General features: G+C 72.4%; 18 protein-coding genes. 8 read left to right on the top strand and 10 right to left on the bottom strand.

The genetic code is table 11. From position 1 onward, the window contains the following. Positions 1–10 precede the first annotated feature (10 nt). Positions 11–1,402 carry a glutamate decarboxylase gene (locus tag B6R96_RS02490; RefSeq protein ID WP_053703324.1) on the bottom strand — a complete coding sequence of 464 codons (1,392 nt, stop codon included), beginning with the start codon at positions 1,400–1,402 and terminating at the stop codon, positions 11–13. 157 nt (positions 1,403–1,559) lie between these two features. Here B6R96_RS02490 and B6R96_RS02495 point away from each other — a divergent pair, with 157 nt between their 5' ends. After that, on the top strand, positions 1,560–2,621 hold the full coding sequence (locus tag B6R96_RS02495; RefSeq protein ID WP_081521393.1) for a hypothetical protein: 1,062 nt from the start codon (positions 1,560–1,562) through the stop codon (positions 2,619–2,621). 34 nt (positions 2,622–2,655) lie between these two features. On the opposite strand, the gene B6R96_RS02500 is transcribed toward B6R96_RS02495, so the two are convergent. The 3 genes from B6R96_RS02500 to B6R96_RS02510 all read right to left on the bottom strand — a co-directional run bounded on the left by B6R96_RS02500 (position 2,656) and on the right by B6R96_RS02510 (position 4,721). Then, positions 2,656–3,678, bottom strand: a complete 1,023-nt coding sequence (locus tag B6R96_RS02500; protein ID WP_081521394.1) for a hypothetical protein — start codon at positions 3,676–3,678, stop codon at positions 2,656–2,658. Positions 3,679–3,702: 24 nt separating this feature from the next. Continuing rightward, positions 3,703–3,903 carry a hypothetical protein gene (locus B6R96_RS02505; protein WP_081521395.1) on the bottom strand — a complete coding sequence of 67 codons (201 nt, stop codon included), beginning with the start codon at positions 3,901–3,903 and terminating at the stop codon, positions 3,703–3,705. Between the two features lie 77 nt (positions 3,904–3,980). After that, positions 3,981–4,721: a MerR family DNA-binding transcriptional regulator gene (locus B6R96_RS02510; RefSeq protein ID WP_081521396.1), complete on the bottom strand. Its 741-nt coding sequence runs from the start codon at positions 4,719–4,721 to the stop codon at positions 3,981–3,983. A gap of 58 nt (positions 4,722–4,779) precedes the next feature. Here B6R96_RS02510 and B6R96_RS02515 point away from each other — a divergent pair, with 58 nt between their 5' ends. The 3 genes from B6R96_RS02515 to melC2 all read left to right on the top strand — a co-directional run bounded on the left by B6R96_RS02515 (position 4,780) and on the right by melC2 (position 7,483). Next, positions 4,780–6,024 (top strand): erythromycin esterase family protein, encoded by a 1,245-nt coding sequence (locus B6R96_RS02515; protein ID WP_081521397.1) that lies wholly within the window; start codon positions 4,780–4,782, stop codon positions 6,022–6,024. Between the two features lie 227 nt (positions 6,025–6,251). Continuing rightward, positions 6,252–6,638 carry an apotyrosinase chaperone MelC1 gene (gene melC1 / locus B6R96_RS02520; RefSeq protein WP_081521398.1) on the top strand — a complete coding sequence of 129 codons (387 nt, stop codon included), beginning with the start codon at positions 6,252–6,254 and terminating at the stop codon, positions 6,636–6,638. After that, on the top strand, positions 6,635–7,483 hold the full coding sequence (gene melC2 / locus B6R96_RS02525) for a tyrosinase MelC2 (RefSeq protein ID WP_053176590.1): 849 nt from the start codon (positions 6,635–6,637) through the stop codon (positions 7,481–7,483). The genes melC1 and melC2 overlap by 4 nt, the downstream gene beginning before the upstream one ends. On the opposite strand, the gene B6R96_RS02530 is transcribed toward melC2, so the two are convergent. Both B6R96_RS02530 and B6R96_RS02535 read right to left on the bottom strand, forming a co-directional pair. After that, the gene (locus B6R96_RS02530; RefSeq protein WP_030384808.1) at positions 7,438–8,142 is read right to left on the bottom strand and encodes a response regulator; all 705 of its coding nucleotides are present in this window, start codon (positions 8,140–8,142) and stop codon (positions 7,438–7,440) included. The genes melC2 and B6R96_RS02530 overlap by 46 nt on opposite strands. After that, positions 8,139–9,794, bottom strand: coding sequence for a sensor histidine kinase (locus B6R96_RS02535; RefSeq protein ID WP_081524937.1), 1,656 nt, complete (start codon positions 9,792–9,794; stop codon positions 8,139–8,141). The genes B6R96_RS02530 and B6R96_RS02535 overlap by 4 nt, the downstream gene beginning before the upstream one ends. A gap of 156 nt (positions 9,795–9,950) precedes the next feature. On the opposite strand from B6R96_RS02535, the gene B6R96_RS02540 reads away from it, so the two are divergent. Both B6R96_RS02540 and B6R96_RS02545 read left to right on the top strand, forming a co-directional pair. Next, entirely contained in the window at positions 9,951–11,402 is a 1,452-nt protein-coding gene (locus B6R96_RS02540) for a cation:dicarboxylate symporter family transporter (protein WP_081521399.1), read from the top strand. A gap of 265 nt (positions 11,403–11,667) precedes the next feature. Next, positions 11,668–13,440 (top strand): S8 family peptidase, encoded by a 1,773-nt coding sequence (locus B6R96_RS02545; protein WP_081521400.1) that lies wholly within the window; start codon positions 11,668–11,670, stop codon positions 13,438–13,440. 16 nt (positions 13,441–13,456) lie between these two features. Here B6R96_RS02545 and B6R96_RS02550 read toward each other — a convergent pair whose 3' ends face one another. Together B6R96_RS02550 and B6R96_RS02555 are read right to left on the bottom strand one after the other, a co-directional pair. Next, positions 13,457–14,854 (bottom strand): alpha/beta hydrolase family protein, encoded by a 1,398-nt coding sequence (locus B6R96_RS02550; RefSeq protein ID WP_081521401.1) that lies wholly within the window; start codon positions 14,852–14,854, stop codon positions 13,457–13,459. 106 nt (positions 14,855–14,960) lie between these two features. Then, the gene (locus B6R96_RS02555) at positions 14,961–15,656 is read right to left on the bottom strand and encodes a (2Fe-2S)-binding protein (protein WP_081521402.1); all 696 of its coding nucleotides are present in this window, start codon (positions 15,654–15,656) and stop codon (positions 14,961–14,963) included. A gap of 544 nt (positions 15,657–16,200) precedes the next feature. On the opposite strand from B6R96_RS02555, the gene B6R96_RS02560 reads away from it, so the two are divergent. After that, positions 16,201–16,887 carry a GNAT family N-acetyltransferase gene (locus tag B6R96_RS02560; protein ID WP_030384802.1) on the top strand — a complete coding sequence of 229 codons (687 nt, stop codon included), beginning with the start codon at positions 16,201–16,203 and terminating at the stop codon, positions 16,885–16,887. Between the two features lie 61 nt (positions 16,888–16,948). Here B6R96_RS02560 and B6R96_RS02565 read toward each other — a convergent pair whose 3' ends face one another. Beyond that, positions 16,949–17,977, bottom strand: a complete 1,029-nt coding sequence (locus B6R96_RS02565) for a hypothetical protein (RefSeq protein WP_081521403.1) — start codon at positions 17,975–17,977, stop codon at positions 16,949–16,951. A gap of 266 nt (positions 17,978–18,243) precedes the next feature. On the opposite strand from B6R96_RS02565, the gene B6R96_RS02570 reads away from it, so the two are divergent. Further along, complete coding sequence (locus tag B6R96_RS02570) at positions 18,244–19,527, top strand: alpha/beta hydrolase-fold protein (protein WP_081521404.1); 1,284 nt, start codon at positions 18,244–18,246, stop codon at positions 19,525–19,527. Here B6R96_RS02570 and B6R96_RS02575 read toward each other — a convergent pair. Beyond that, positions 19,505–20,971, bottom strand: a complete 1,467-nt coding sequence (locus tag B6R96_RS02575) for a carboxylesterase/lipase family protein (RefSeq protein ID WP_081521405.1) — start codon at positions 20,969–20,971, stop codon at positions 19,505–19,507. The genes B6R96_RS02570 and B6R96_RS02575 overlap by 23 nt on opposite strands. Positions 20,972–21,037 lie beyond the last annotated feature (66 nt).

Consider the following 21,037-nt stretch of genomic DNA (forward strand, 5'->3'; position numbering starts at 1 on the left):
GGGACGTGCCCTAGTGGTGGAAGCCGGAGCGCGGCTCGGTGGCCGGGACGGGCGGCGGGGTGGTCTTCAGGTGCTCCACGGCCGCGCGCAGGTCGGTGACGAGCAGGGCCATCTGGTCGCGGGTCACGCCGTGCCGGACGAGGACGCGCTGGATGACCGTGTCGTCGCGGTCGGCGGGCAGCGGGTACGAGGGCACCTGCCAGCCGCGCATGCGCAGCCGGTCGGAGAGGTCGTAGAGGCTGAAGCCGGCGGTGTCCGGGTCGGCGAGCTTGTAGGAGACGGCGGGCAGGGCGCCCTGGCCGTCGTAGAGGAGGGTGAAGGGGCCCATGTCGGCGATCTGCCGGGCGAGGTACTGGGCGGTGTCGGCGCAGGCCTCCTGGACGCGCCGGTAGCCGGCCCGGCCCAGCCGCAGGAAGAGGTAGTACTGCGCGATGATCTCGCCGCCGGGGCGGGAGAAGTTGAGCGCGAAGGTCGGCATGTCGCCGCCCAGGTAGTCCACGTTGAAGACGAGGTCGGCCGGGAGGAGGTCGGCGGTGCGCCAGACGATCCAGCCGACTCCCAGGGGCGCGAGGCCGTACTTGTGGCCGGAGGTGTTGATGGAGGCGACGCGCTCCAGCCGGAAGTCCCACACCACGTCGGGGTGGAGGAAGGGCGCCACGAAGCCGCCGCTCGCGCCGTCCACGTGGACGGGGATGTCCCAGCCGTGCTCGGCCTGGATCCGGTCGAGCTCGGCGGCGATCTCGGCGACGGGCTCGTAGTCGCAGGTGTAGGTGACGCCGAGGATGGCGACGACGCCGATGGTGTTCTCGTCGACGTACTCGGCGAGCTGATGGGCCTGCAGGCCGGTGGCGCCGGCCTCGATCGGGACCTGGCGCAGTTCGACGTCGAAGTAGCGGGCGAACTTCTCCCAGCAGATCTGGACCGGGCCGCACACCAGGTTGGGGCGGTCGGTGGGCAGGCCCGCGGCGCGGCGGCGCTCGCGCCACCGCCATTTGAGGGCGAGGCCGCCGAGCATGGCGGCCTCGCTGGAGCCGGTGGTGGAGCAGCCGGCGCCGGTGGTGCCGGCGGGGGCGTTCCACAGGTCGGCCAGGATGTTGACGCAGCGGGACTCGATCTCGGCGGTCTGCGGGTACTCGTCCTTGTCGATCATGTTCTTGTCGAGGCAGACGTTCATCAGGCGGTGCACGCCCTCGTCCGACCAGGTGGTGCAGAAGGTGGCCAGGTTCTGGGCCGCGTTCCCGTCGAGGAGCAGCTCGTTGCGGAGGAGCTCGTAGACGACCTCGGTGGGTGAGTGGTCCTCAGGAATCTTGTACTTGGGGAGGATCTGGCCGCTCAGCGTGGACGCGAACACGTCCGTGTCGGCGTCCTGGGCGCGTACGTCCTTCGTCTCATGAAGAGCCATATCGGGACTATAGGCGCAAAAGCCAACATTCCCGGGCATGCCGGATGGGGACGCTGCCCGGGAGCCGGACCGTACGGCGCGAACCGGAGCAGACCGGAGCGTTCACATCCACGTACAATCCAGCGGACGGACCGGTCGGCGGAGAGGCAGCACTGTCATGTCCCCCAGCCCGGCATCGGGCCGGCAGCTCGACGAGCTCGCCGCGTTCGCCCTGGCCCACGCGGGCGACGTGCCCGGGACGGGCGAAGGCGCAGGCGCCGATGCCGTGTTCCTGTTCGCCGACGACATCGAGGACCGGTACTTGTACACCTTCGCGGACCTAGCCGGGGCCCGCGAGCACCTGGCCGACCCGATCCACGGTTACCTCCGCTGCGCCGTGGCCTGGCGGCCCGGCCCGGACGTGCTCTCCGTTCGGGCCCAGGAGATCGGGAGCAGCACTTCCTTCGTGCTGACCCGAAGGTGCGCACCGGACGGGCCGGCCGAGGACGTCGTACGCGCCGAGGGGGCGCCGGCGCTGCTGCCGCCCCCGGGAGCGGCAGCGGGGACGAACGCGGAGCCGGGCGATCCGGCGGAGCCGGCGGACCTGTCGGCCCTGGCCGCCCTCGAGGACGGGCTCGAACGGGCCGTCGACTCCGGGGAGGGGCTGGTCGAGGCGGAGGACCGGCTGCGGAGGTGGGTCGGCCGCGCCGACGAGGGCGATTGGGCGGCCACCGAAAGGTGGTTGCGCAGTCGCTTCCCGACCGGGGACGAGCCCGACGCGTCGGACGACGCGCTCCCGGACGGGGCACCGGCCAGCGCTCGCCCGCCCGGACGGTACGCGATCGACTTCCACGGGTCCGTCGCCCCGACCGGTCCGGTCGCGGCCCTCGCCACGTGGGACAGGATCTCGCGGCAGGCCCGCGAGATCCTGGGGCCGACGGCCGCCCCGGCGGACGGCACCGCCGTGGGACATCCGGGAAGCGGCGTACGTCTGGCCCTGGACCGGGGGTCGGGCCGGTACGAGCTCTCGGCGCCCCTGCCGGACGACGGCGCCGCGCCGGCGACGCAGGTGCTGGAGCAGCTCTACCGACTGGCGCTGACCGTCCAGTTGGAGACCGGCCGGCGCGCTGTCGACCCGCAGGCCGGACGGTACGTGGACCAGCTGGGCGGGGCGACGTGGGCCCGCCGGTTCGGCCTGGTCGCCCGAGCCGTCCGTTCCTTCCGCCCGGGCCGCCCGTAACCGCGGGGGCCGCAGGAGCCGTAGGAGCCGGCGGTCAGGACGCGGGCCGGTGGAGCCACGGCGCGGCGGTCGCCCAGAACAGCACGTCCGCGCCCAGGCGCCGGCCGCCGAAGTCGACGAACTCCTCCTTGGTGTACGGCTTGCCGGTCGCGGGGTTGATGTACTCGAAGTCCGGTTCCTGCACCGCCATCGCCACCATGGGGAGCCGCCCGCGGTACCGCTCGAAGAAGGGGTACGAGTTCTCCATCTGCGCCTGGCGGTTCGGCAGGACGTCGGGCCCGCCCAGGCCCACACCGTGGGCCTCGGCGAACTGGAAGGTCTTCTCCATGTAGCCGTGGTCGTTGTTCCACTCACCGGGCCAGAAGTTCACGTACTGGATGAACTGCGTCCGCTTGAAGACCTTGGCGCCGAAGGCCATGTTGTCGAGTTCGGCCCGGAAGTACGACTCGTCGGTGTAGCCGCTGCGGTCCTTGTCCAGATCCACCTGGGTGGCGGTCTCCGGCAGGTTCACCCCCGCCAGGCGCCCGTCGAAGCGGTCGGCGAGCGCCTGGAGCAGGCGTTGGAAGCGTCCGCGCACCTGGGGGTTCCACTGGGCTGCGACGGCGCCGGGCTCTCCGGGCCCCAGTCCGCTCTCGTTCGTGGTCGCTGCGGCGCCACCGGCGTACGCCGGGTCCGTGAGCAGATAGTTCGGGAGCCGTGTCGGAGCGCTGAAGAAGCGGTCCTGCACCTGGACGAACAGCTTCTTGTGGCGGGCCTGGAGGTAGCCGAGTGCCTCCTCGACCGCGGAGAAGTCGTACTGGTCCTTCTGCGGCTCCAGAGCCTTCCACGGCACGACCACCTGCACACCCGCGATGTCGGGCCGGTCGGCCAGCGGCTTGACTTCGGAATCGAAGTCCCCGATCGAGGAGTAGAGGTACTGGGCCGGGGCGGCGGGCCGGGCCCCGTGCCCGCAGCCGGAGCCGGAGGGCGCCGCCGCGGTCACGGGCGCGAGGCCGGTGTGCGCGAGGGCCGTAGCGAGGAGAACGCCGAACACGGCGGACAGTCGTCGGGTCGTCATGGACGGCGAGACTAGGAAGCGCCCCTAAGAAGATCTTAAGAGCCCGTCGCCCGTGACGGTGAGAGCGGTCGGCACGGCGGAGACCGCGCCGACGGTGAGGCGCTGCCGTCGGCGCACGGTGCCGTCGCCCAGGTCCAGTGCGACCACCTCGCCGTCGTCGTACCCGACGTAGACGGTAGCCGCGTCGGCGTCCAGTGCGGTGGCTTTCCGGTCGGTACGGAGCACCCGGCGCGGGCGCCCGTCGGTCGCCTCGCGCCGGACGACGGACGACCCGCCGGCTGCAGCCCACGGCGTCGGGGCGGTCAGTCGCGGGCCCGGAGGTAGGCGTCCAGTTCGGCCGCGCCCGCCAGCAGGGCGCGGCCGCGGGCGGAGAGGCGGGCGCGCCAGGCGGTCAGGGCGGACTCGAGGGGCACCAGGCCGCCGGCCGCGCGGACCTGTGCGAGCAGCGGGGCGATCTCTTCCAGTAGGTGTCCGCCGCGGCGGAGTTGGTGGGCCAGGCGGGCGTCGCGGACGTCTGCCGCGTCGTACACGCGGTACTTGGTGAGCGGGTCGCGGCGCGGGCGGATCAGCCCGGCGCGTTCCCATGCGCGCAGCGTCGCGGGCCGCAGACCGAGTTCGCGGGCGAGCGGCCCGATGAAAGTGCCACCGGACGGCGCGGCGGACACGGCGTCGGGCTCGCGGGCCGCGTCGGCGGGATCCAGCGCGCGCAGGGCCTTCTCCACGGCTTCGAGGGTCCGCCGGTCGGCGAGGAGCTGGGCGTGGGTCCCGTCGATGAGACGGAAGGCCTCGTCGGCCGCTCCCTCGTTCACGGCCCGCATGATCGATGCCGCCGTCCGGTGGCCGTGGCCCTGCACGAGGGCGAGGAACGCGGCCAGGGCGCGTGCGTGCAGCAGCGTGTAGGTGCGGTAGCCGTGGGGGGTCCGGTCCGCGGCCGGGAGGATGCCGGCCTCCTCGTAGTTCCTGATCGCCTGCGTGGACAGACCGTGCCCGCGCGCCAGGTCGACCGGCCGCAGCCGTCGGCCGCTTTGAAGGTTTCGGCTCACAGATCCCACGATAGAGCGGAAAAGTTTACACCGGAGCTTCAGCGATAGCGTTGAAGGCATGCCCATCGACATCAAGGACACCGCCCACGCCCTCGACGCCGCCGCACTGCGGGGACCGTTCGCGGCCCGGCCACGACTGCTCGCCCTCGGTGAGCCCACCCACGGCGAGGACACCCTGCTCGAAGTGCGCAACGAGCTCTTCCGGCAGCTCGTCGCGCAAGGCGGCTACCGGACGATCGCGATCGAGAGCGACTGCCTGGCGGCCCTCCTGGTCGACGCGTACGTCACCTCGGGCACCGGCAGCCTCGACGAGGTGATGGAGCGCGGCTTCAGCCACGGGTTCGGCGCCTCCGCCGCCAACCGCGAACTCGTCCGCTGGATGCGGACGTTCAACGAGGGCCGGCCCGCGCCCGAGCAGCTCCGCTTCGCCGGGATCGACGGCCCGTTGGAGATGGCGGGCGCCGCGAGCCCCCGGCAGGCCCTCACCGCGCTCCACGACCACCTCGCCCGCCACCTGGACGCCGAGTTGCTCCCCTGCACCGCGCATGCGCTCGACCACCTGCTCGGCGCCGACGACCGGTGGACCGAACCCGCCGCGATGATGGACCCGACCCGGTCCACAGGGAGCTCCGCCGAGGCCCGGGAGCTGCGGCTGCTCGCCGACGACCTGCTGGCGCTGCTGGAGGAGCACACGCCGCACTTGCTGGCGACCACCTCCCGGGAGGACCTGGACCGGGCCCGCCTGTACGGACGCACGGCCACCGACCTGCTGCGCTACCACCGCTGGATGGCCGACACCTCACCGGCCCGCATGACCCGGCTGGTGGGCCTGCGGGGCCGGATGATGGCCGACAACCTCCTCGCCCTCGCCGCCCGGGGCCCGGTCCTCGTCCACGCCCACAACGCCCACCTCCAGCGGGAGAAGAGCTCGATGCGGATGGGCGGCCGGCTGCTGGAGTGGTGGAGCGCCGGTGCGCTGGTGAGCGCCCGGCTCGGCACGGAGTACGCCTTCGTGGCCACGGCCCTCGGCACCATCCGGCACCGGGGCGTGGACGCGCCGCCGCAGGACACTGTCGAAGGCCTCCTCTACGCACTCCCGGACGACCCCTGCGTCGTCGACGCCCGACAGCTGGCGGCCGTCCTCGACGGTGCGCCGCCCGCGCCCCGGGTCTCCCCCTGGTTCGGCTACGCCCCGCTCGACCCGGCCCACTTGGCCTCCATGGACGGGGTCGTGTTCATCAAGGATCTTCCGGACGTCCCGGCACCCTCCACCCCGTCGTCACATAGCACATCCCGGGGCTGATTCTGACGCTCTGCTTCCGGCCGACTCTGTAGTGTGATCCTGCACATAGCGCCCCGCTCGACCAGAAGAAATTACTGTCGAGTAGAGTTCATCCCGCAGATCTTCCCGTTCGGACCCCCGGAGCCGCTCCGGACGGGAAGATCATCCAACTTGTTCTACCGGCAACTTATCCATCCATGTCCGGATAGCGGCCTAGCCCCTCCCCCGCCCTGATACCTCTTCGTGCCATGAAGAAGATCACTCGCCGTCAGGCCCTGGGGGCAACTGCCGGTGCTCTCACCGCCCTTGGTCTGACCGCCGCCGCCGCGGGCGCCACGAGCGCCGCCGCGACCCCCGCCGAGCCCACCACCCCGGGCACGGTCGACGAGGTCTACCAGGGCCGTCGTATCCAGATCACCCCGGGCGGTGGCGGCCATCACGGTGGCCACCACTCCCCGGGCCAACCCACCGTCCGAATAGACGGCAGAGAACTGCACATCATGCGCAACGCCGATGGCACCTGGATCAGCGTGATCAACCACTACGAGACCTTCGCCGAGCCGAAGCTCCTCGCCCGTGCCGCGGTCCGCGATCTTCAGGGCGCCGCCCTCGTTCCCTTCGGAGGTGCGGCATGACCGTACGCAAGAACCAGGCCACCCTGACGCCCGCGGAGAAGCGCGCCTTCACCTCGGCCCTGCAGGAGCTCAAGCGCAACGGCAGCTACGACCGCTTCGTCACCACCCACAACGGCTTCATCATGAGCGACACCGACTCGGGCGACCGGGTCGGCCACCGCTCCCCCTCCTTCCTGCCGTGGCACCGGCGCTTCCTCCTGGAGTTCGAGGAGGCGCTGCAGAAAGTGGACGCGAGCCTCGCGCTGCCGTACTGGGACTGGACGGCGGACCGCACCTCCCGCTCCTCCCTCTGGGCCCCCGACTTCCTCGGCGGCACCGGCCGGGCCCGTGACGGCCAGGTCATGGACGGCCCGTTCGCGTACGCGACGGGCAAGTGGAACATAAACGTACGGGTGGACGGGCGCGCCTACCTGCGCCGCGATCTGGGCGCCTCCGTCGCCCAGCTGCCGACCAGGGCCGAGGTGGACGCCGTCCTCGCCATGCCGGTCTACGACATGGCGCCCTGGAACAGCTCCTCCAACGGCTTCCGCAACCACCTGGAGGGCTGGCGCGGCGCCAACCTGCACAACCGGGTGCACGTGTGGGTCGGCGGGCAGATGACCAGCGGGGCCTCCCCCAACGACCCGGTGTTCTGGATGCACCACGCCTTCATCGACAAGCTGTGGGCCGAATGGCAGGCCAAGCACCCCGAGTCCACGTACCTGCCGGGCGCGGGCACGCAGAACGTCGTCGACCTGAACGACACCATGCGGCCCTGGAACAACGTGACCCCGGCGGACATGCTGGACCACCGGAAGTTCTACACCTTCGACACCGAGCCGGTGGCCGCGGCCAGCCAGCGGTAGTGCAGTTCGGGGCGGCCGACCTGGCCGTACCGGGGGGTCCGGTCCGCGCGGCCGGTGTCCACCAGGTGCTCCAGGTACCGGCGCGCGGTGATCCGGGAGATCCCCGCCGCCTCGGCCGTCCCCGCCGACGTCAGTCCCTCGGGCGCCGCCCGCAGCAGGGCGGCGACCCGGTCCAGGGTGGGCGCGCTCAACCCCTTGGGGAGCTCGGCCGGGCGGGGTGCGCGCAGGGCGGCCATCGCCCGGTCCACGTCGTCCTGGCCGGCTGCCTCGCCCGCCGCCTGGCGGAACTCGGCGTAGCGCAGCAGCCGTTCGCGCAGGGTGGGGAAGGCGAACGGCTTCAGTACGTACTGGACCACGCCGAGCGAGACGCTCTCGCGGACCACGGCCAGATCCCGCGCGGAGGTCACCACGATCACGTCGACGGGATGACCTGCGGCCCGCAGCCCGCGCGCGAAGCGCAGGCCGTGCCCGTCGGGCAGGCCGAGGTCGAGCAGGAGCAGGTCGACGCGGGTCCGCTCCAGGAAGCGGGTGGCCTCGGCGAGCGAGTGGACCGCGCCGACGGCCGTGAAGCCGGGCACCCGGCCGACGTACAGCGCGTGCGCGTCGGCCGCCACCGGATCGTCCTCGACGACCAGCACGCGCACCTCGCCCGCGCTCACCGCGAGCCCGCCGCGTCCACCGGGTCCGCCGCGTCCGCCGGGTCGGCCAGGTCCGTCGGATCGGCCGCGTCCGCCGGATCGGCCACGTCGCCCGGGTCCCGCGGGTCCGCCCCGGCTGCGGGCGCCATCGGCAGGCGGACGGTGAACTCCGCCCCGCCGCCCGGGCCCGGCGCGGCGACCACCGCTCCCCCGTAGCGCTCCGCGACCTGCCGGACCAGTGCGAGACCGAGGCCGCGGCCCTCCCCCTTGCCGGACCAGCCCCGGCGGAAGACGTCCACGCCCTCGGGCAGCCCGGGTCCGTTGTCCGCGACCCGCAGCAGCAGCCCCTGCGGCTCCGGCCGCAGCGTCACCGCGATCCGCGCGCCCGGTACGGCGGTGAGCGCGTCGACCGCGTTGTCGATGAGGTTGCCCAGCACGGTCACCAGGTCCCGGGCCGGCGGCAGCCCGCCCCCTTCGGCGAGGCTGCGGCTGTCGGCGGTGACCACCAGCTCGACGCCCCGCTCGTGCGCCTGGGCGGCCTTGCCCAGCAGCAGCGCCACCAGCACCGGCTCGCCCACCGCCGTGACCACCTCGTCGGTGAGCGCCTGGGCGAGTTCGAGCTCGGCGGTGGCGAAGTCCACCGCCTCGTCCGCGCGGCCGAGTTCGATGAGCGAGACCACGGTGTGCAGCCGGTTCGCGGCCTCGTGGGCCTGGGAGCGCAGCGCCTGGGTGAATCCCCGTTCGTGGTCCAGCTCGCCGGTCAGCGCCTGGAGTTCGGTGTGGTCGCGCAGGGTGACGACGGTGCCGCGGCGGCCGCCGCCCGCGACCGGCGAGCTGTTGACCACCAGCACCCGGTCGGCGGTCAGGTGCACCTCGTCCACGCGGGGCCGGTCGGCGAGCAGGGCCCCGGTGAGCGGGGCCGGCAGACCGAGGTCGGCGACCCCGGTACCGGTGACATCGCCCGGCAGGGCCAGCAGCTCGCGTCCGGCGTCGTTGATCAGGGTGATCCGGCGCTGCCCGTCGAGCATGAGCAGCCCCTCGCGGACTCCGTGCAGGGCCGCCTGGTGGTAGTCGTACATCCGGCTGAGCTCGGCCGCGTTCATACCGTGAGTGTGGCGGCGCAGCCGCGCGTTGACGACGTACGTGCCCACCCCGCCGAGGGCGAGGGCGCCGCCCGCGACCCAGACGAGGGCGGAGAGCTGGGTGGCGAGCCGGTCGCTGATGGTGCGGACGGTGATCCCCGCACTGACCAGGCCGACGGTGCGGCCCTCGTCCCGCAGCGGGGTCACCACGCGGATGGAGGGGCCGAGGGTGCCGGTGTACGTCTCGCTGAAGGTCTCGCCGCGCAGCGCCCGGGCGGTGTTGCCCATGAAGGGCTCGCCGATCCGGCGGGGGTCGGGGTGGGTCCAGCGCCGCCCCTCGGGGGACATGATCGTCACGAAGTTCACGCCGGAGTCCACGCGGACCTGCTCGGCGTAGGGCTGGAGCGCGACGGACGGGTCGGTCCCGCCTACGGCCGCCCGTACGGCTTCGCGCACGGACGGGGAGTCGGCGACCGCGAGGGCCACCGCCCCGGCCTGGCGGCGGGCGGCTTCCTCGGCCTGGCTCCGGGCGGTCGCATACGCGAAGACGGCGCAGCCCGCGACGACCACGGCGACCAGCAGCACCTGCATGGCGAAGAGCTGGCCGGCGAGGCTGCGCGGGGGTCGAGGGAAGCGGAACATGGCGCTCAGTGTGCACCGGGTCGTGAACTCAATGAACGCAAGGGTGACCGGGGTCACAGCCCTGGGCGATGGTCTCCCCGAACGCAATCACCACCGGGAGGCATCGTGGCCGCCAGACGCGACAGAACGCACTATCTCTACATCGCGGTGATCGGCGCGGTGCTGCTCGGCATCGCCGTCGGCTTCGCCGCCCCCGGCGTGGCCGTGGAGCTCAAACCGCTGGGCACCGGCTTCGTCAACCTGATCAAGATGATGATCTCGCCGGTGATCTTCTGCACGATCGTGCTGGGCATCGGATCCGTGCGCAAGGCCGCCAAGGTGGGCGCCGTGGGCGGGCTCGCCCTCGGCTACTTCATGGTCATGTCCACGGTGGCCCTGGCCATCGGTCTGCTGGTGGGCAACCTGCTGGAGCCGGGCAGCGGGCTGCACCTGACCGAGGCGGCGCGCAGTGCGGGTGAGGCGCAGGCCAAGGCGGGCGGGGCGGAGAGCACGCCGGAGTTCCTGCTCGGGATCATCCCGACCACGATGGTGTCGGCGTTCACCGGGGGCGAGGTGCTCCAGACGCTGCTGGTGGCACTGCTCTGCGGGTTCGCCCTCCAGGCCATGGGCGCGGCGGGCGAGCCGGTGCTGCGGGGCATCGGGCACATCCAGAAGCTGGTGTTCCGGGTACTCGCGATGATCATGTGGGCGGCGCCGGTGGGCGCCTTCGGGGCGATCGCGGCGGTGGTCGGGGCCACCGGCATCGACGCGCTGAAGTCCCTCGCCGTCATCATGATCGGCTTCTACACGACCTGTCTGCTGTTCGTGTTCGTGGTCCTCGGCACGCTGCTGAGGGTGTGCACCGGGGTCAGCGTCTTCGCCCTGCTGCGCTATCTCGGCCGGGAGTTCCTGCTGATCCTCTCGACCTCCTCCTCGGAGTCGGCGCTGCCGCGGCTGATCGCGAAGATGGAGCACCTGGGGGTCTCGCGGCCGGTCACCGGGATCACCGTGCCGACGGGCTACTCCTTCAACCTGGACGGGACCGCCATCTACCTGACGATGTCCTCGCTGTTCGTCGCCGAAGCGATGGGCAAGCCGCTCGCGCTGGGCGAGCAGATCTCGCTCCTGCTGTTCATGATCATCGCTTCGAAGGGCGCGGCCGGGGTGACCGGTGCGGGCCTGGCCACCCTCGCCGGCGGGCTGCAGTCGCACCGGCCGGAACTGGTGGACGGCGTCGGCCTGATCGTGGGCATCGACCGGTTCATGAGCGAGGCCCGGGCCCTGACGAACTTCGCGGGCAACGCGGTCGCGACGGTGCTGATCGGGACCTGGACGAAGGAGTTCGACCACGCACGGGCCTCCGAAGTCCTCGCGGGACGGCTGCCCTTCGACGAGAGCACGCTCGTCGACGACGGGCACGGGGCACAGCAGAAGGGCGAACCCTCGCAGCCCGCCGGAGCCACCGGAGCCACCGGGGCCACCGGGGCCACCGGGGCCACCGGGAGCGACGCATCCGACGGAACCCCGAATTCCGTACCGCAGCCCTCGATCAACCCCAAGGACGGGGTACCGGTCTAGCCGGTGCGCCCCCGCGGGCCGACCGGGCAGGGCTCGCCCCCACGGTGCCCAGCCCGGTCGGCCCGCCGCATTCTCCCCACTTGCACCCATAGTCGGTATTCGGCCACCGATAACCGAACCCCCAGGCTGTAAAAGGTACTTCCGTAACAGGCTGTGTGCATGACATCTTGCGTCCACCACTTGTTTCGTTCGACCCGGCCTGACCACCGGGTCTTCGGAGGACGCATTGATACCCCACATATCCAGCCGACCTCGACGTACCCTCGTGCTGGCCGCCACACTCGGCGCGGCACTCGCCTTCGGGGCCCCCGCCGCACTCGCCGGCACCGCCCCCGTCGCGCCGAACGGCTCCTCGGCCCCCGCCCCCGCGGCGGCCCCCAAGGCTGCGGCCCCGACTTCCCAGAGTGCGACCTGGGTTGCCGGCACCCGTGCCTACCTCGTCATCACCGCCCCCGGTGACACCACGGCGGTGCGCAGCGCCGTCACCGCCAACGGCGGCACGGTGTTCAACCACTACGACGCGATCGGCGTGATCATCGCCCACTCCGCGTCCGGTACCTTCGCCACCACCATGCGCGGTGTGAGCGGGGTCCAGCAGGTCGGCGCGACCCGCACCTCCGACGTGCCGGCGGACGCCTACAACCCGGCGCTGCCCGCCAACCCGGCGCAGTCCACGACGCCTTCGGGCGAGCCGGTCCGCGCGGACATGACCCAGATCAAGGCCGACCAGGCCTGGGCCGTGACCACCGGTTCCGCCTCCGTCAAGGTCGGCATCCTGGACACCGGTGTGGACGACCAGCACCAGGACCTGGCCCCGAACTTCAACGCGGCGGACTCCGCGTCCTGCGCCTACGGCAAGCCGGACACCCGTTCCGGCGCCTGGCGGGACGTCGGCACCCACGGCACGCACGTGGCCGGTACGGTCGCCGCCGCCAAGAACGGCAAGGGCGTCATCGGCGTCGCGCCGGGCGTGAAGATCTCCTCGGTGCGCATCGCCGAGCCGACCTCCTCGCTCTTCTTCGCCGAGAACACGGTCTGCGGCTTCATGTGGGCCGGTGACCACGGCTTCAAGGTCACCAACAACAGCTACTACACGGACCCGTGGCAGTTCAACTGCCCGGACAACGCCGACCAGGCCGCGATCATCGAGGGCGTCAAGCGCGCCCAGGAATACGCGGAGGGCAAGGGCTCGCTGCAGGTCGCGGCGGCCGGCAACTCCAACATCGACCTGGCCAACAAGACGACCGACACCGAGAGCCCGAACGACTCGACGCCGGTCACCCGCACCATCACCAACGCCTGCCTGGACATCCCGACCGAGCTCCCGGGCGTGGTCACGGTCTCGGCGATGGGCACCACCGCGAAGGCCTCGTACTCCAACTACGGCCTGAACGTCGTCGACGTGACGGCGCCCGGCGGTGACGCGACCGGCATCTACAGCACCCTGCCGGGCGGCAAGTACGGCTCCATGAGCGGTACGTCGATGGCGTCCCCGCACGTCGCCGGTGTGGCGGCCCTGCTGGCCAGCACCAACCCGGGCATCACCCCGGCGCAGCTGCGCGACAAGCTGGCCACCCAGGCCAGCGACGTCGCCTGCCCGTCGGACGGCCGCTGCAAGGGCACCACGGCGAAGAACGGCTTCTTCGGCGAGGGCCAGGTCGACGCGCTGAAGGCCGTCGGCAGCACCCCGCCGCCCGGCAAGTACTTCGAGAACGCCGGCGACTTCGCCATCGGCGACAACGCCACCGTGGAGAGCCCCATCACCGTCAGCGGTGTCACGGGCAACGCCCCGGCCACCCTCAAGGTGGGCGTGAACGTCGTGCACACCTACATCGGTGACCTCAAGGTCGACCTGATCGCGCCGGACGGCACCGTCTACACCGTGCACAACCGTGCCGGCGGCAGCACCGACAACATCAACCAGGTCTACACCGTGAACGCCTCCTCCGAGGTCGCGAACGGCACCTGGAAGCTGCGGGTCAACGACAACGCCGGCGGCGACACCGGCAGGATCGACTCCTGGAACCTGACCTTCTAGAGGTTCCGGCGGAGTACTAACTGCGCCGGAGGACGTCGGCGAGCCAGTCGAAGACGACGTCGCAGTGCTGTTGCGGGGCCATCGGGGAGCAGTGCAACTGCGCCCCGGTGGCCTCCGTCATTTTCACGTACTCGCGCCGCGTGCGCAGCAGGTCGTACATCTGCTGCGGCTGGCCCGGGTAGAACAGCTCGAAGTCGTAGTCCAGGACGAGCGTCGGGGCCTTGATCCTGCCCACCACCTCGGTGATGTCGAGCCCCATGGCCACCTGCGCCGGGGTCCAGACGTCCGTGAGCACGACGCCCTCGCGGGCCTGGCGCAGTGCCTGCCGGTCGAAGATCTCGAAGCGCTTCTTGACGGTGAAGGCGAGCTGCGGGGTCAGTTCCGGGACGACGTCCTCGTTCCAGACCCGGTTGGTCTCCTCCTTGTCGGGGGTGATGATCGCGCGCAGCTCCGCGTCGAAGCCCAGCCAGGGGCTGACGCATCCCGGCTGGCAGGCGACGGCCGCGAGCCGGTGCTCGAAGGCGGCGGCGCGGGCGACGAGGTTCCCGCCCATGCTCAGGCCGGTGATCGCGATCCGGCCGCTGTCCACGTCCTGTCGGGCCTCCAGCCAGTCGACGATCGGGGCGACCACCTTCTCCCAGCGGGTGGTGAAGGGGATCTCCTCCACGAACAGCAGCTGGCCCTGGCCGGGGCCGTCGTAGACGAGGGCGTTCCAGCCCCGGTCGAGGGCGGCGGACACGCCGTAGGTCCACATGTCCAGGTTCTGGCCGTCGCTGCCGTTGGTGAGGATCACGGTGGGGCGCGGCCGGGCCGGACCGTCCGGGCGGAAGAACCAGACCGGCAGGTGCGTCCGGCCGTACGGGACCTTCGCGCGGACGGCGGCCGGTGAGCACAGCCGGGTGAAGGTGTCCCAGGCCTTGCGCCCGGCCAGGTAGACGGCCTCCTCGTCACCGGGGTGGTCGGTGCCGAGCACGTAGAACAACGCCTGCGCGTAGTACTGGGCGGCCCGCAGGGAGCGGAAGCGGCGGGTCTGGGAGGGGGCCTCGTGGCCGTGGCGGCCGGCGGCCGGGGGCGCGGCGAGCCGGTCGCCCCAGGAACGGAAGGTGTCGCTGAAGGTCTGCTCGGACAGGCCGGCCGCGTTGATCGCGTTGACCGCGGTCAGTACCTCGCCCACCTCGGAGGCGCGCATCCCGGCGGCGCCGAGTGCGAGCAGGCCCGCGAAGTTGAAGCCGGGGTCGTCGAAGAGCTGCATCGCCCCGGGCGTGGGATCGACGGCCTTCGTGGACGGCCTGGGCGCGGCAGCGGCGGTGCGGGCAGTGCCGCCGGCGGCGAGCGCCCCGGCGCCCGCGGCGAGCCCGGCGAGGGCCGCACGGCGGGTGAGCGCGGCGGGCCGGTGGGGGGTGCGAGCGGTCATGCAGCGGACCGTACGCCGGGCCCGTGGCGGGTCGGGGTGCGGCGCGCGCTCCCTTGCTCCGAACGGCCGCGTGCGGCGGTGACGCGTGCTGCGGTGGCCCGTGCGGTCAGGCCCGCCGCCGGTCCGGCCGCCGCCGGGTGCGCAGCACGCAGTCCCCGCAGAGCCCGCCGCCGGGCACCTGGTAGTAGAGGCAGCAACTGCGCCGTTCGAAGGCCACCCCGAGCCCCTCCTCGTGGATGAAGGTGCCGGTGCCCGCCAGCGCCCCGCCGTCGGCCAGCAGGGCGCCCGCCAGCTCCACGGCCGCGCCGCCCGGAACCCGGTCGATCAGCACCCGCAGTGCCCCGACCAGCCCGGACGCCGCGTTGCCGCGCAGGACCTGCGCGGAGACCCCGTAGCGCTCGCGCAGGGCCGCGTCCAGCACGGCCAGGTTGGCCAGGACGTTCCGCCCGAGCTCCTCGGCCAGGAGGCCGGGTCCCGGCTCGGGCAGCCACAGCTGGAGCGACCCGGCGTCCGGCATCCGCCACCACACCCGGTCGGCGGACAGGTCCGGTACCCGGCCCCCCAGCGCCGCGGACCCGAGCCCGAGCGACCAGAGCCGGGAGACGATCCCGAACTGCGCGGTCGAGGCGGCCACCCGGCCGGGGCCGCTGCCGATCCGCCTCCCCACCTCGGCCACGTACGGCGCGAGCTGCTCACCGTAGAGGGCCGTGAGCGGCCGGAAGCCGGGGCCGGGCGGCTCCGTCCCGTACGGGACGGTGAAGAAGGGCCCCACGGCGGCCAGTCGCCGCAGTACGTCGTCCATGGCCGCAATGATCCCAGTGGCTCGGGGCCCGGATCGGGCGGGGTGTGGCAGGGCGCCGGGGCCCGTAGCAGACCCGGGTGGCGCAGTCGTACCTCCCCGGCGATCCGACCGTCCACGGACACACCACCGACGACCACGTGTTCGACGCCCGGACCGGTCGGCGTGGCGGCGGGACCGTCCGTGGGATCCGCCCGCCGCGCCCTGCCCGGGACCCTCGGGCTTTCCTTGTATATCCGCAGGTCAGAGGTGCTCGCACGGTTCCCGGCGGTGGTCGGCGCGGCCGTCCGGGGGGCCCGCGTCGTGCGGTGGAAGGGATGTCCGTTGATCAGGATTACGGGCGCTCGGAAGCGGGGACCGAAGTCATCGGAAATCGGTGTCACGCCATTGCCAAATTGGGGGTTCATGAGAGGACTTTTAGGGGCTACATTGAGCCACTCGCGTTCACCTGACAGCCGGTTGCCTTTCACTCGTGTTTTGCACGGGGGGCGACGTCATGGACGCAGACTGTGCAACCACCCCACCGCCCAGAAGGACCGAAGGCTCCGTGCCCGTACCCGTACACCTCGCGGGCCGCACCGTGCGGCTCGAGCCCCTCGCCCCCCACCACACCGAGGCTCTGGCCGTGGCCGGGGCCGAGGATCGTACGACTTACGCCTTCACTCCCGTACCCCACGGGGTGCAGGCGTCCCACGAGTACATCGACCGTGCCCTCGCCGATCAGGCTGCGGGTCGATCGCTCCCGTTCGCGGTGGTCAGAGCCACCGACGGGCGGGTCGTCGGTTCGACCCGGTTCCTGGAACTCGACTACTGGCAAGGGCCTCTGGTCTGGCCCGCCGTGCCCGGCGTCCCGTTCGGCGATCCGGCGACGGCGATCCCCGATGCCGCCGAGATCGGCAATACCTGGCTGTCCCCGGGCGCCCAGGGCACCGGCATCAACACCGAGGCGAAGCTGCTCATGCTCCGCCATGCCTTCGAGACCTGGGGGGTGCGGCGCATCTCGCTGCGTGCCGATGCGCGCAACGGCCGGTCACGGGCCGCGATGGAACGTCTGGGCTTCACCTGCGAGGGGGTCCGCCGGGCCCATTCGCGCGGGCTCGACGGCGCCGTCCGCAGTACTGCCTTCTACTCGATCCTCGACGAGGAGTGGCCGGCCGTACGGTCGATCATCGAGCTGAGGCTGTCGGCGGGCGCGCAGCGCAAGCGCCGCCGCAAGACCCTCGTCCCCGCGTAGGGCGGCGGGTCGGCCGCACGAGCGGAAAAACGGTCCTGCCCCGGCCCTCGCCGCGGCCTCCTCACCCGAGGAAGGCCGGGGCGAGGGCCGAGTCCATGAGCCGGGCGGGTGCGCCGCTCCCGTCGGCCGGCAGGGCGTACAGGTCGGCGCCGAAGTCCCCCGGCAGGGCGTAGACGACGGTCCGTTCGTCGATCCACACCACCTGGTCGTCCACGCTCCGCTCCTCACCCAGCGGGGTCTCGGCGCCGGAGGCCAGGTCCAGCGCGTACAGCCGCCAGGGCGCCTCGGCCGGCAGGCCCGGCACCCGCTTCTTGAAGACCAGCCGGGTCCCGTCGGGCGACAGCGACGGGCACTCGACGTTCTCGCGCAGGGTGGTCACGCTGCGTTCGGCCAGGTCGCCGCGGACCAGGTGGGTGCGGCCGCCGGTGGCGAGCGTCGCGTAGAAGGTCCGCTCATCGGCCGTGAAGGTGACCCCCCAGAAGTTGACGTCGGCGGCGCGGTACGGCCTGCCGTCCTTGAGGATCGTGAACTCCTCCAGCGAGGCCTCCAGACGGCCCGTGCGCAGGTCGAGCACCGAGGTCCGCGTGGAGAAGTCCGTACCCGCGTACGAGTCCCCGCCGACGAAGACGGTCCAGGCGGCCAGGTGCCCGCCGGGCGAGACCCGCGCCCGGGTGGGGACCCCGCCCAGTGGGTGTGCGGAGATCTCTTTCAGCCGTGCGTCGAGGACGAGCGCCCGATAGCCCTCCTGGACGCCGTTCCGGTCCGCCTGGAGGCAGATCCCGGTGCCCCCGGCCGCGTGGAAGCGCAGGCAGCTCACCCCGGACGCGGTACGGGTCCCCCCGGGCGCGCCGGCCGCGACGGTGGCGAGCTCGTCCCGGTGCGGCCCCCACGCCATGTTGCGGAACACGATTCGCCGGCCGCCGTCGCCCGGTGCCAGCGAGACCGCACCCGGAGCGATCTGCGGGCCGCCGGCCCGGGCGTGGTCCTTCTCGTCTGCGCGCGAGGAGGCCCGTACGACGGCCAGTACGCAGACCGCCGCGAGCAGGGCCACGGCGGTGGCCAGGATCAGGATCCGGCGCTGGAGCGTCATGGGAGGACTCCGGGGCGGGGTGGGATTCCGGGGGCGGCGCGGGAGCACCATACCCAGCGGGATCCACAAGGGCCAGGCATGGACGGGGGCGGGACCGTGAACTCCACCGACCCTGCGGGCGCCGGGCAATGGCCTCCCCCAGGGCACCCCAAGAGAAGGAAAAGTGCGGAACCCTGACATGCTTTCGTTCATCCTTCGAACGGAAGGACCCAGCAGTCAGACCACCCCGCCCCTCTGGGGCAGCACCAGCCGGAGAGCCACCGCACATGTCGTACGCACCCGACGGGCAGCAGTACCAGCCGTACCGGCCGGAAGGACAGATACCGCAGCCGCCCCACGGCGACCCGTACGCCCAGCCGTACGGACAGCAGCCGCACCGGCAGCCCCAGGGGCAGCAGGACCGGTACGGGCAGCAGGCGCAGTACGCACCGCAGGACCCGTACGAACAGACGGCGCGGTACGGACCGCAGGACCTCTACCCCGAGGAGCCGCCGCGCCGCCGCAAGGGACGCCGCTGGCTCATAGCCGGCGCCGCCGTCCTCGCGCTCGCCGGCACGGCCGCGCTCGTGCTGAACCACTACGAGATACCCCCCTTCACGGACAAGGGCTCCGCGGTGTCGTTCGGGCAGGGGCCTGCGGGAGGCGGCAAGAAGGACGACGCTCCGCCGCCGGCCAACTCCAAGATGCTCATGCCGACCGGGCCGGCCGCCGAGTTCAAGAACTCGATGACGCTCCCCGACGGCACGCACGTGGCCGTCACCACGCTCGACGGCAAGAAGTCCGGCTTCAAGGGCAAGGTCTGGGTCTGGGCCCCCAAGGAGTACAACGACCCGAAGTTCGCCAAGAGCGGCTTCCCGGTCATGATCGCCCTGCCGGGCGGTGCCGGTTACCCCAGCAACTACTGGATGGGCACCGACCTCGGCCTCCAGACCAGCATCAGCAAGTGGTACACCGAGGGCAAGAGCAAGCCCTTCATCCTGGCCATGCCGGTCCTCAACCCGGCGCCGGACGACAAGGGCATCTACTGGGACGGCTCCGACATCCCCGGCCAGCCCAAGATGGGCACCTGGCTGACCGAGGACGTGCCGGACCTGGTGAAGGCGAACTTCCGGACCGTCAAGTCCCGTGACGGCTGGGCCTTCATGGGCTCCTCCACCGGCGGGTTCGCGGGCCTGAAGGCCGTGCTGAAGCACCCGGACAAGTTCAAGGCCGTGATCGCCTCCGGTCCGGACATCGTCCCGGACTCCTCCCTGTGGAAGGGCCACGAGAAGGAGAAGGCGGAGAACAACCCGGAGCTGCTGGCCAAGCAGCTCATCGACACCAAGGGGCCGGACGTGTACCTGGCCTTCCAGGTCGGTGACAGCGAGAACAACAAGAAGACCCTGCCGGACGTGCAGAAGTTCATCGCGACCTACGGCAACAAGGGTCCGGTCCACACCGAGTTGAGGGTCATCAAGGGCGGCCAGCACAACGCCAAGACCTACGTCCCGAACATGGGCGAGGGGCCGATCCAGTACATCAGCAAGGTCATGGAAGGACCGGTCGAGTAATCACCGGCGCCTGCTCCGGATCGAGCGACGGCCCGCCGAACATCTTCGGCGGGCCGTCGCCGTTCCAGGCCGCCCACCCCGGATCACCCTCCACCGCGAACCGCACCCAGGCCGCGTGCATCTCGTCGGCCAGCGCCTGCGGGGGCTGCGCCCCGGCCAGCCAGGCGGCCTCCGGTGCCGCGAGGGTGTCGAACACGAAGCCCAGCTCCAGGGCGTGGCAGGCGCCGAGCCCCGGCAGGCCGGAGGGCCAGCCGAACTCGTACAGGAAGCTCGGCGCCGCCCGCCGTGCCCCGGCGAGCCTGCGCAGCGGGTCGCGCAGCAGCCGGTCGGTGAGCAGCTGCCCGGCCAGCTCGGCGGGGGTCGCGGCGGGCAGGGCGGTGCGCAGCGCCCGTACGGCCGCCCGGTCCTTGCCCGCGTGGGCCCGGGCCAGCGCCACCGAGAGAGGGCCCAGCCGGTCCAGCAGGCGCATCCCGCCGGTGGGGGCGAGCCACAGCCGGTACTCGTCGCTCGTCCAGCCCAGGAGCAGTGGCACCCCGGTGGAGGCGGCGCGGTCGCAGAGGGCGTCGAGGGGGTCGGTGGGGACCGTGTCCGGGTCGGTGACCAGGCCGAAGGCGGGTCCGCCGAGGAGCGGGCCCGATCGGCGCAGGACGGCCCCCTGGGCGGCGAGCAGGTCGGGCAGTGCGGTGGCCGTGAAGGCCGCGGCGGTGGCGTCCACCTTGAGCAGCGAGGCCATCCGGCGGACCATGGCGCGGACCCTGACGCGCGGCAGGACCTCGGGGGCTCCGCTCTGCAGCACGGCGCGGGAGAAGAGCCCGGACGCGCGCGGGGCGGCCAGGAGGGAGCCGATGCTGATGGCGCCGGCGGACTCCCCGAAGACGGTGACGCGGTCGGGGTCGCCGCCGAAGGCCCCGATGTTGTCGCGGACCCAGGTGAGGGCGGCGATCTGGTCCAGCAGGCCGCGGTTGACGGGGGCGTCGGGGAAGAGCCCGTAGCCGAGGACGCCGAGGCGGAAGTTGAAGGAGACGAGGACGACCCCGTCGCGGGCGAAGGCGGAGCCGTCGTACACGGGGACCGCCGAGGAGCCCCGGGTGTGCGCCCCGCCGTGGATCCACACCATGACGGGCAGCCGGGCGCCGGGGGCCGGGTCGGGGGTCCACACGTTCAGGTTCAGGCAGTCGTCGCCGGGGATCACGGGGTCGGGGAGCAGCGCGGCGAACGTGTCCGGGTACGGCACCTTGGGGGCGGTCGGCCCGTAGGCCGCGGCGTCGCGTACGCCGTCCCAGGCGGCCGGGGGCGCGGGCGCCGCGAACCGCAGGGCGCCGACGGGCGGGGCGGCGTACGGGACGCCCAGGAAGGCGGCGGTCCCGCCGGGGCCGGTCCGGCCCTCCACGACACCGCCCGCGGTCCTGACGCGCGGGCGGTGTCCGTAGGGCTCTGCGCTCATCTGGTCCTCCTGCGGTGCCGGGGCCGGTCGCACGGTCGCACAGCCGTCCCAGGGGTGACAAGGCGT

The sequence above is a fragment of the Streptomyces sp. Sge12 genome, from assembly GCF_002080455.1.
Classification (GTDB): Bacteria; Actinomycetota; Actinomycetes; order Streptomycetales; family Streptomycetaceae; genus Streptomyces.

Excerpts from the sequence above, each read along its gene's own strand:
- B6R96_RS02495 (WP_081521393.1), top strand. The coding sequence starts at position 1,560 with ATGTCCCCCAGCCCGGCATCGGGCCGGCAGCTCGACGAGCTCGCCGCG.
- melC1 (WP_081521398.1), top strand. The coding sequence starts at position 6,252 with ATGAAGAAGATCACTCGCCGTCAGGCCCTGGGGGCAACTGCCGGTGCT.
- melC2 (WP_053176590.1), top strand. The coding sequence starts at position 6,635 with ATGACCGTACGCAAGAACCAGGCCACCCTGACGCCCGCGGAGAAGCGC.
- B6R96_RS02500 (WP_081521394.1), bottom strand. The coding sequence starts at position 3,678 with ATGACGACCCGACGACTGTCCGCCGTGTTCGGCGTTCTCCTCGCTACG.
- B6R96_RS02555 (WP_081521402.1), bottom strand. The coding sequence starts at position 15,656 with ATGGACGACGTACTGCGGCGACTGGCCGCCGTGGGGCCCTTCTTCACC.
- B6R96_RS02550 (WP_081521401.1), bottom strand. The coding sequence starts at position 14,854 with ATGACCGCTCGCACCCCCCACCGGCCCGCCGCGCTCACCCGCCGTGCG.
- B6R96_RS02570 (WP_081521404.1), top strand. The coding sequence starts at position 18,244 with ATGTCGTACGCACCCGACGGGCAGCAGTACCAGCCGTACCGGCCGGAA.
- B6R96_RS02490 (WP_053703324.1), bottom strand. The coding sequence starts at position 1,402 with ATGGCTCTTCATGAGACGAAGGACGTACGCGCCCAGGACGCCGACACG.
- B6R96_RS02515 (WP_081521397.1), top strand. The coding sequence starts at position 4,780 with ATGCCCATCGACATCAAGGACACCGCCCACGCCCTCGACGCCGCCGCA.
- B6R96_RS02565 (WP_081521403.1), bottom strand. The coding sequence starts at position 17,977 with ATGACGCTCCAGCGCCGGATCCTGATCCTGGCCACCGCCGTGGCCCTG.
- B6R96_RS02575 (WP_081521405.1), bottom strand. The coding sequence starts at position 20,971 with ATGAGCGCAGAGCCCTACGGACACCGCCCGCGCGTCAGGACCGCGGGC.
- B6R96_RS02535 (WP_081524937.1), bottom strand. The coding sequence starts at position 9,794 with ATGCAGGTGCTGCTGGTCGCCGTGGTCGTCGCGGGCTGCGCCGTCTTC.